Annotated in this window: 2 pseudogenes; one reads left to right on the plus strand and one right to left on the minus strand. The window is 70.0% G+C overall.

Features of this window, described 5'->3' with window-relative positions:
- A pseudogene (locus A5700_RS16325) lies at window positions 1–454 on the plus strand (VWA domain-containing protein); the annotation flags it as partial.
- A gap of 3 nt (window positions 455–457) precedes the next feature.
- Here the strand turns inward: A5700_RS16325 and A5700_RS16330 are convergent.
- Window positions 458–736: pseudogene (locus A5700_RS16330) on the minus strand (hypothetical protein); the annotation flags it as partial.

Raw genomic sequence — 736 nt, forward strand, 5'->3', positions numbered from 1 at the left:
GCACGCGATCAGCGCCACCGCGGTGGTCGGCGGCGACAAGCCGCCACCCGCCCGCATCGTGCTGCTCTCCGACGGCGGCGAGAACCGGCCGTCGAACCCCAGCGACCCGCACGACGGGGTGTTCACCGCCGCGCGGCTGGCCAAGGACGAGGGCGTGCAGATCTCGACGATCTCGTTCGGCACGCCCTACGGCACCGTCGACTACGAGGGGGCCACCATCCCGGTGCCCGTGGACGACCAGACCCTGCAGAAAATCTGCGAGATCACCGACGGCCAGTCGTTTCACGCCGACAGCCTGGACTCGCTGAAGAACGTCTACACGACCCTGCAGCGCCAGATCGGCTACGAGTCCGTGAAGGGCGACGCCAGCCTGGCCTGGATGCTGCTGGGCACCGTCGCCATGGCCGGTGCCGTGCTGGCCGGGCTGCTGCTCAACCGCCGGCTGCCCGCCTGAGTCTCAGGTGGGCAGGCGCCGGTTGAGGACCAACGCCAACACCGTCGCGATCAGCGCCGCGACGACCCCCAGCCGCAACCAGCCGGCGCTGCCGGGGCCGGGCACCGTGCGGTAGCCGATCTCGTTCTCGATGGCGTTGTAGCTCTTGTTGAGCTCGGCGGCGTTGGTCGCGGTGTAGGCCTGCCCGCCGGAGAGCTTGGCGACGGTCTTCATCTGGTCGGTCGAGACGGGCACGGCGACGCGCTGCCCGTCCATCTCGATTTCGCCGCCCTTGGTGCCGAA

It is taken from the genome of Mycobacterium sp. E1214, from assembly GCF_001666755.1.
Lineage (GTDB): Bacteria > Actinomycetota > Actinomycetes > Mycobacteriales > Mycobacteriaceae > Mycobacterium.